This is a genomic window from Paenibacillus wulumuqiensis (genome assembly GCF_000971965.1).
Taxonomy (GTDB): domain Bacteria; phylum Bacillota; class Bacilli; order Paenibacillales; family Paenibacillaceae; genus Saccharibacillus; species Saccharibacillus wulumuqiensis.
The window spans coordinates 449,942-459,295 of the sequence record NZ_KQ040793.1 but is presented as its reverse complement, the minus strand read 5'-3'; the positions used below and the strand labels follow the sequence as shown (position 1 = coordinate 459,295).

At 51.1% G+C, this 9,354-nt stretch carries 5 protein-coding genes; 2 read left to right on the top strand and 3 right to left on the bottom strand.

Annotated elements, in window-relative coordinates; genetic code table 11:
• Positions 1-192: 192 nt before the first annotated feature.
• The gene (locus WH45_RS04955) at positions 193-978 is read right to left on the bottom strand and encodes a Cof-type HAD-IIB family hydrolase (RefSeq protein ID WP_046213276.1); all 786 of its coding nucleotides are present in this window, start codon (positions 976-978) and stop codon (positions 193-195) included.
• A gap of 205 nt (positions 979-1,183) precedes the next feature.
• Positions 1,184-2,527 carry a nucleobase:cation symporter-2 family protein gene (locus WH45_RS04950; protein WP_046213275.1) on the bottom strand — a complete coding sequence of 448 codons (1,344 nt, stop codon included), beginning with the start codon at positions 2,525-2,527 and terminating at the stop codon, positions 1,184-1,186.
• Between the two features lie 628 nt (positions 2,528-3,155).
• Here WH45_RS04950 and WH45_RS04945 point away from each other — a divergent pair.
• Complete coding sequence (locus tag WH45_RS04945; protein WP_046213274.1) at positions 3,156-5,729, top strand: rhamnogalacturonan lyase; 2,574 nt, start codon at positions 3,156-3,158, stop codon at positions 5,727-5,729.
• Between the two features lie 375 nt (positions 5,730-6,104).
• Positions 6,105-7,802: a methyl-accepting chemotaxis protein gene (locus WH45_RS04940; RefSeq protein WP_046213273.1), complete on the top strand. Its 1,698-nt coding sequence runs from the start codon at positions 6,105-6,107 to the stop codon at positions 7,800-7,802.
• Between the two features lie 142 nt (positions 7,803-7,944).
• Here WH45_RS04940 and WH45_RS04935 read toward each other — a convergent pair whose 3' ends face one another.
• The gene (locus WH45_RS04935) at positions 7,945-9,030 is read right to left on the bottom strand and encodes a glycoside hydrolase family 64 protein (RefSeq protein WP_046213272.1); all 1,086 of its coding nucleotides are present in this window, start codon (positions 9,028-9,030) and stop codon (positions 7,945-7,947) included.
• Positions 9,031-9,354 lie beyond the last annotated feature (324 nt).

Below are 9,354 nucleotides of genomic sequence, written 5' to 3'. Positions count from 1 at the left end.
ATGAAAAATGCACCCCCAAATGCTCATTAGTTTAACCGAGGGGTTTTCTAATGTCCATTTTAAGGGGTGCAGTTCATAGTGGCAGCAACCCTATCCGGCGGTTTTTCTTATAATATGCGGTTAGAAGCGATCGTCTTGTATATCCGCCGATCTTTTCAGCTATATGCAAAGTCGTCTGTATTCCGTAATCCTTTAATCCAGCAGTCCAACCATTTGCAGACCGTGCAGAATACCATCTTCATCCACATTTTTGGTGACATGTCGTGCTGCTGCCTTGGCGGCTTCTTCGCCGTTGCCCATGGCAACACTGTTGTAGATCTGCTTGAGCATCTCCACATCGTTCAGCCCGTCGCCAAAAGCATACTGGCGTTCCCGCGGGAAGCCCAGCTTGTCGGTGATTTTGGAGATGCCGTTTGCTTTGGAGCCGCCGGAAGGCAGTACGTCGACAGACATCGGATGCCAGCGGATAAAGTCAAATGCCTTGAAATCGGCTTCGTACTGCTGCTCGGCACCTTCCAGGCAGAACAGCAGGCACTGGTAGATCTCCCGTTCCTGGTAATAAGACGGGTCAAAGCTCGGGAATTTGCCGACCTGCAGCGTCTTGATGCTGGTCGTAATATATTCATGCTCTTCCGGCACGTTGGAGTGCATATCATCTGCATCCATATAGACGATCGGGTTTTCCTTTTCAATCGCCCGTTCGGTCAGCTGCTGCAGCGCATCGGGATTCAGCGGATTGGTATAAATGACCTCACCACGCAGCACGACATACTGTCCGTTGTAGCTGACATACGTGTCAATCTCCAGTTCTTTGCGAATATCTTCAAACATAAACGGTGCACGACCGGTAGCAATGGCCACTTCATGACCGCGTGCACGCAGGTCGAATACAGCTTTTTTGGTGGAAGCGGGAATTTCTTTGTTGTGATCCAGCAGAGTTCCGTCAATATCGAAGAAAATAATGCTTTGTTCAGACATGGGCAGCTCCTATCCACTATTCTATATTTGTCATACGAAGAGGGTATTCCGCAGAATACCCACATATATACCCATTATAGCAAGGATGGAACGTGCTTGTCCCGTTATTGGAGGAAATGATCCTGCAAATCCATCAGAGAGGAGGCGTGTCGTTCTGTATCTGTCCAGTCATCGTCGGAAGCAAGCAGGTGATCTGGTGCTTGGATCAGCTGGATACCTGCTCGCGAATCGCCGGCGTCTCGGCAGGCACGATTGGCTCCATTGCTGCCGGGCGGGAGAGTCGGGAGCTGGACTGGAAGAACACGTTCAGCAGGATCGCCGACAGGCTGCCGGTAATCGTGCCATCGCTGACGATGATACGCAGTGCAGCAGGCAGACCGGCGAACAGCTCCGGTACTACCGTTGCGCCGATGCCCAGCGAGACAGAGCAGGCGACGATCATCAGATTGCGCTGATCCTGAAAATTCACTTCCGTCAGCATTCGGATGCCGGATGCGACAACCATACCGAACAGCACGACCGTTGCTCCGCCCAATACGGCGGATGGAATGACCGTAGCCAGTGCGGCGATCTTCGGTACCAAACCGAGTACGACCAGAATGCCGGAAGCCATGTAGATCACATTGCGCGTCTTGACCCGGGACAGCTCGACCAGGCCGACATTCTGGGCAAATGTATTATAAGGGAAAGCGTTGAACAATCCGCCCAGTACAATCGCGATTCCTTCAGTGCGGTACCCGCGGGTCATGTCCTGTGGAGTCAGCTTCTGCTCACAGACACGTCCGAGAGCGAGGAATACGCCTGTCGATTCGACGACAATGACCATACAGACGATGATCATTGTCAGAATCGGAGCGATCCGGAATTCCGGCAGTCCAAAGGCGAAAAATTGCGGCAGATGAAACCAGGATGCTTCGGTCACTGCCGACAGGTTTACTTTTCCCATCATGGCAGCGACTGCCGTACCGGCTATAATACCGATCAATACAGACAGCGACCGCATAAAGCCGGTGAAGAAGCGGTTGATCACCAGAATCAGCGCCAGTACGCCAAAGGAGAGCAGCAGATTGTCCAGACTGCCGAATGTCGGGCTGTTGGCACCGCCGGCCATGTTTTTGATTCCCGTGGGGATGAGGGAGAGACCGATGACCGTAACGACCGTGCCGGTAACGACAGGCGGGAACAGCTTGATCATTTTACCGAACCAGTTTGCAAAGACGGCAACGAACAGACCGGCTGCGATAATCGCCCCATAGATGGCACCCAGTCCGTACTGATTGCCGATCCCGATCATCGGCGTAATCGCGACAAAGGAGCTTCCCAGCATAACAGGCAGCCCGATCCCCAGATAGCGGGTCTTCCATGCCTGCAGCAGTGTGGCGATCCCGCAGGTCAGTAGGTCGATCGCTACCAGATACGATAGCTGCTCCCCTGTCAGGTTGAGTGCCCGTCCGACAAGCAGTGGCACCAGAATCGCTCCAGCATACATGGCCAGCACATGCTGCAGTCCCAACGAGAAAATCTTTCCTCCGCGTATCTTGTTCTCCATCCATACACGCCCCTTTTTCTTGATAAATGAGTAAGATGTTAACAAACCTGTCTATACTGTTATTGATCTACCGTCATCTTATAGGGTGTGTCAGAATTTGCAGAGATATTTTCATGGAGTTTGTAAATAAATCTAATTTATAATTGATATATTATGCGTAAACATAACTATTATGTTAAATAATATTACATATGAAGACTTTTGTAGAAATATACTCACCCCGCATTTTATAAATGCTATACTTTCGCAGCATGAGCAGCATGAGCAGCATGAGCAGCATGAGCAGCATGAGCCAGCTAAAGGCTCTGTTATTTAAACAGATAAGCCGGATTTGTGAACGCCTGCTGTACACGAGGAATTCTATAATAGAAACAACCTGCAGGAATATCCAGTTACCGAGGCAAGAACCTGTCAGGTATACAGGCTAATAGGCAAATGAAAAAGCCATAGTGAAGGGAGAGGATAAGGCATACCATGTATGAACGGAAATAGGGCAGGAGTGAATGGAAGCAAGGGGTACAGCAGTCTATCCAATACAAGACGGAAAGTGCACATGTCCTTCTCAATATTGTAAGCGTTATCATAAATCGTTATTATGACCACTATTACTGAGGAGCGTGAATAAGGGATGAGAGAATGGCAGCATTTATGGGCAGTAAAGACACTGGCAGTAACGCTTGGCATTGCACTGGTGCTTCCGGCCGGAGGATTGTCCGCCGCAGATTCGGCAGCAGCTGTTGTGAACGGTAAAAGTCCGCAGCAGGGCATTCAGCTAGAGCATCTCGACCGGGGTCTGGTCGCTGCCAAGACGGGCGACGGCATATTTATCAGCTGGCGGCTGCTTGGCAATGAGGTGAACGGCTATTCGGATCAGGGACTGACCGGTACGGATTTTGCTCTGTATCGCAATGGCAAATTCGTAACAGTCATCAAGGACAGCACCAACTATCTGGATCGTCAGGGTTCGGTCAAAGATAGCTATCGTGTACTGCCGCTCCAGCATCGTGGTTCCAATCAGGGGAATCGTGATACTTCCTTTGCCGCCAATCCGGTCAGTACCGATGTCTACCAGGCAAATACCAACGTGCAGCAGGGGACTACAGCAGAGGAAGGCGGAGACACTGCTACATACAGCGGCATATCTGCCGCATCGCAGCAAACAGCGTCTGGTCTGCAGCAAGCAGCAAACGAGTCGCAGCAAGCCGCGGCCGGACTTCAGCAGTATGCCGATGATTACGGCATCAGCGCTGCCAGCTTGAACCGGCCGGACAAGCAGAAGCTGAGTCCGCCTGCGACCGTATGGAACGATACGTATTATGATCTGCCACTGCAAAAGCCGGCTGACGGTGTTACGCCTGCCGGTGAAGCTTACACCTATTCGGCTAATGATATGAGTGTCGGCGATGTGGATGGTGATGGACAATATGAGTATTTCGTCAAATGGTATCCGTCCAACGCCAAGGATGTCTCCCAGAAAGGCTATACCGGCAATACCTACATCGATGCCTACCGCCTCGATGGAACACTGCTGTACCGGATTGATCTGGGTGTGAATATTCGTTCCGGGGCGCATTACACCCAGTTCCTCGTCTATGACTTTGACGGCAACGGCAAAGCTGAACTAATGATGAAGACAGCGCCGGGAACCAAAATCACCCGTTACGGCAAGCGCGGCAATGTGGTGTCCGAACAGTACATTTCCCTGCCCAAGGCAGACCGGCAGGCTGGCTACTCCAATACGGACGATTACCGGATGAGCAGCGAGGACTATTATGAACATGTGGTGCAGATGTTCCAGAACTGGAGCGAACATCCGGAAGTGAAGAACGGTCACTGGCCAAAGACGCTGGAAGAATGCTTTGGAATCGCACCGAAGTATCAGTATCCGCTCTCTCTGCAAGATGCCCGGGCGATGGCGGATTACTTTATTGACGTCTATGCGCCATCTCGCAGTTCACGCAACAATCTGCGCGACTTTGAAGGCTTCATCGTGAGCGGTCCGGAATACCTGACCGTGTTCGAGGGACGCAGCGGCAAGGAAGAAGATACGGTCCGCTATGAGCCGGAACGTACGGATGACGGACTGATGTGGGGCGATTATGCGATGGGACGGATTGAGCCAGGCAACCGGGTGGACCGCTTCCTCGCGACCGTCGCCTATGTAAACGGCAAGACGCCATCGGCTGTATTCGCACGCGGCTATTATACCCGGGCTGTACTCGTCTCCTACAACTGGGACGGCAAGAAGATCGGCAAGGACTGGACCGCAGACAGCGGCTGGGCGATTATGAGCAATCCGTTTAATGACGGACCGCATGGACGCGACGGCACCGACCCGGATCTGGGTCCGCTGGCCGGACAGGGCGCCCACTCGCTCACGGCAGCTGATGTGGATGGAGATGGACGGGATGAGATCGTCTATGGCTCCGGTACGGTGGATGATGATGGCAGCCTGCTGTACAGCTCGGCAGATGTGATGCCGGCGGGCAGTGCCACACCGGGACAAACAGCCAAGCTGGGGCATGGAGATGCGCTGCATGTATCTGACCTTGATCCGTCCCATCCGGGCATGGAGATCTATATGGTACATGAAGGAGGTGCATATGCACCGTATGGATATGCGATGCGTGATGCAGCTACCGGCAAAGTACTGTTCGGAGCGTATACCGGCAAGGATACCGGCCGCGGCATGGTCGGTGATATCGATCCGTCCCGTCCAGGTCTGGAAGCCTGGGCGACCGACCTGCGCACAGCCGGTGGCGAGCTGATCGGCCGCAGTGCACCAGGTACAAATATGAATATTAAATGGAGCGCAGACATGACTACCCAGGTTATCGACGGTGCCCTGGAAGTCACTCCAAGTATTCAAAATTGGCAAAAAGGACCCGTACTGGTGGCCAACGGCAGCCTGACCAACAATGGTACCAAGGGCAATCCGTCGCTCGTCGCTGATATTTTCGGTGACTGGCGTGAAGAACTGCTGCTGCGTACAGCGGACAGCTCGGCGATCCGTATCTACCTCAGTACGGAAGTGACCGATCACAAGCTGTATACGCTGATGCATGATGCCCAGTACCGTACAGGCATTGCGCGTCAGAATACGGCGTATAACCAGCCGAGCTATACGAGTTTCTATCTGGCTTCCGATACGGACTGGTCGCGTGTACCCAAGCCTGACTTTTATACGCCAGGACATAAATGATTTGCACATGAAGTGAACCAAAGTACAATCTACGCTGGTGCCATTTTTACTGCTCATATGGCTTCAGGTGATCTCAACGCATAATATAGGATTACTGCATGAAGTTCTACTCATTTCCGGTTCAGCAGTCTATTGGCTCGGACAGCATTTTGTGGATTCATCACATAAAATGCTGTCCGGGTCTTTTTGTTTTTTTTCAGCGCTTTATTCAAATTAAGTAATGATCCGACTATACCCTACATAGATGAAAAGAAAAATTTCCCAAAAAACTGTAACAAAAGTGTCTATTCCTGTCGAAAATATAAGATAAGAAAATTTGTATTGACAACTAATGAATGAATAACGACAGATGATGGGGGAATCGCAACTGTGAGAATGACTGTACGTGCAAAATTATTAAGCGGATTTGCCGGTATGATGATTCTGATTTTAATTCTGGGTGTGCTTATATCGGCGCGTCTGAATTCGATCGGAGATAATGCCAATGATATTCGCAGTAACAGCATCCCGAGTCTGGTATCCCTTTATCGGATCAATGATGAAGTGACCGATGTAGAGAATCTTGTGCTGCGCAGTATTATTGAGCAGGACAATACCGCTATGCAGCAGATTAATTCGGAGATTGGCAGCACCAGCGCGGATATTGCCAAAACTATGCAGCTTTACGAGACCTATCTCTCGGATGAGGAGGAGATCCAGCTATATAACTCCTTCAAAGAAAACTGGACAAGCTACACCGCCACCATCCAGCAGATTTTGGCGGCGTCCGATGTTAACAATGATACGCTGGCCATGAAGATTCAGCTCAATGCGACACCGATGCTGACATCAATGAACGAAGGGCTGAGCAAGCTGGTCGATCATAATGTAAATGATGTTACGAGTTCGGCGGATGGACAGCTGAGCGAATTCTACCTGGCACGCTGGATTACATGGGCTGCCGTAGTGGCAGCTATCCTGATTGGCAGTGCGCTGGCATTGATCATTTCCCGTATGATCGTCCGTCCGCTTCACCGGATGCTGGAGCAGGTCAATTATATTGCGTCCGGTGATCTGACTCGTACTGCCGAACTGCCGGTAGAGGTAAAAGATGAACTGGGTGACCTCGCCAAAGGCCTGCAGCAAATGGGGAATTCACTGAATACGGTTATTGCCGAAGTCAACGAAACCTCCCAGCGGCTCAATGATTCTGCCGAAGAACTGACAGCAATCGCGGAAGAGAATGCCTCGACTTCTGCCCATACCACTGAATCGCTGGTCTCCATGGCCGACCGCTCTGCGGATCAGACGAGCCAGTCGGAACAGGGGGCATTGCTTGTACAGGCAATCTCCGCCAACATCCAGGAGATCGATAACAGGATCGAGCAGGTTAGCCAATCTGCCCAGACCGCTGCCGATCATTCGGTCAACGGAACCGGTATAGTTACCGAAGCGGCCGGACGGATGGAAGCGGCCCAGTCACGCATGAATGAAATGAACGGCGTCGTCAATGAGCTGAGAAGTCGTTCGCAGGAGATTGGTAGTATCGTCGGCATCATCACCGGAATTGCCGGACAGACCAACCTGCTCGCCCTGAATGCAGCAATCGAAGCCGCCCGGGCTGGCGAACATGGCAAAGGATTCGCAGTCGTCGCCGCCGAAGTACAAAAGCTGGCGGAACAGTCTTCCTCTTCAGCCGGACAGATCGTCAGCATGATCGATTCGATTCAGCAGGATACGGATCGTCTTCATCAGGCGATGGATATGGCTGCCCAGCAGATCCTGAGCGGTACCGAGTCGATGAGAACGACAGGTGACCTGTTTGAAGATATCAAGCAGTCCGTGAATGAAGTAGCTGTGCAGAGCCGTGAAGCAGCGCAGCTGTCGGGCGGTATGAACCAAAGTGCCGAAGCAATGGAACAGTCCATTACAGGCATCGTGGGCAGCATCGAGCATTCCTCGGATGAGATTCAGAAAATATCTGCCGCTTCCGAGCAGCAGTCGGCTTCCATGCTGGAATTGTCTTCCAGCGCAGCTGCCCTGTCGGAAATGGCGGAAGAGATGAATCGTATCGTCGACCGGTTCAAACTGTAACTAAATAAAGTCATAACCAAAAAGCCTGGATAGCACACAGATTATCTCTGTATGCTGTCTCAGGCTTTTGGTCATGTACTAAATATGGAAATCATCATTCTATTATTTTGGAAATAACTATAGCTGCACTTGTTACAGTTCATTACCAGCCGACTCGTACGATCAGACCTTTCGGATCACCGACTTCCAGATAGGCAGCCTGCTGATTGTAATCATCATACGCAAATCCGTAAGCGAGGCGGTCGATGCTGTGATCATGCCAGAACTTGGCATAATAGTTAGCAGGTGCAGCCTGGTAATACGCGGCTACATTGTTCCAGTTGGACTGGTTCTCATACACATGGCGGTTGATGGCGGAGCAGATTCCCGGCGATTCCTGCAGTCTGCCATTGCACAGCAGAATCTCCTGGGTGCTATAACCGCCGCCATAGCTGCCAAAGTAGTTGGCGTTAGCGCCGCCGGCCTTGAACGAACCGTGTATCGGTGCGACGATCCGGTAAGGAGACTGTATATCCGCCAGAGAGCGGAAGGCAGCCGGCACTTCGCTGCGGTACTTGCTGAAGATGCTGGCGCGAGTCTCGGACTCCAGTTCGCCGACCGTACGATCGTAGTTGCCGGTACGGTTAACGAGGCGATGCTGCAGCGGGAAGCCGAAGCCATCGACACGGGTTGTATTACCGTGATAACCGGTGTTATCTACCGTAAATTCCACAAAATCAAAATACACATCCAGATTCGGATCGGTTGGGTTGTTAATGTCCGGTCCGGCAAATCCATCATTGTAGGTTTTGATGTAGCATGGCGAGCCGACACAGATGAACATGCGTCCGGAATCCATTTTCGGCAGGCTTACCCATTCCGCCTGACTTATTGTACTGTAGATGTTGGCATAGTTGACGCCATTCTTGGTCAGATGTCCGGGAGCATCATTCAGCGCCGCAGAGATCGGCTGCAGCTGTCCGGAGCTGGTCAGATAACTCCACTGCTTGGTCTCCGGGTTAATGCCCAGGATGCCCCAGTAGACGCGGTTATCCGGGTAGGCACCGTTGGTAGCATTCATTACCTTGAAAGTCATTACACCCTTACCGGAGGGGGCAGGGATGGAGGAGGCCGGAATCGAACCGACCGAAGGTGCAGCAGCAGAGACCGAAGACGTGGACAGTGGAGACCATGCGCTTACCATAATCAGAACAGCGAGCAGTACATACTTGAAGACCGAATTCTTCATAAACTACCTCCTTATATTGTGTACGCTTTCAATTGCAGTATTAATTATTACAATATATGGAATTTATTTCAATCGAAAACTATGTGCATTCTTCAGGAAAGCATGTGCATTTTTCAGACGTCGGCCTGATTCGGCTTTTGCAGCATAGGACGAACTGAGAAAATTGAACAAACAGGTGAGCAAGATCATACAGTAAACCACTCCCCTAATTTATGTCCAAAAAAATCTTTATTTTTATATAAGTTTCATTTGCTTTTTCATGTTGAAAGCATTAGAATTTTAAACTTGAGTGTCCAACGTGATTGCTGTCTGGCTTCATTTCAT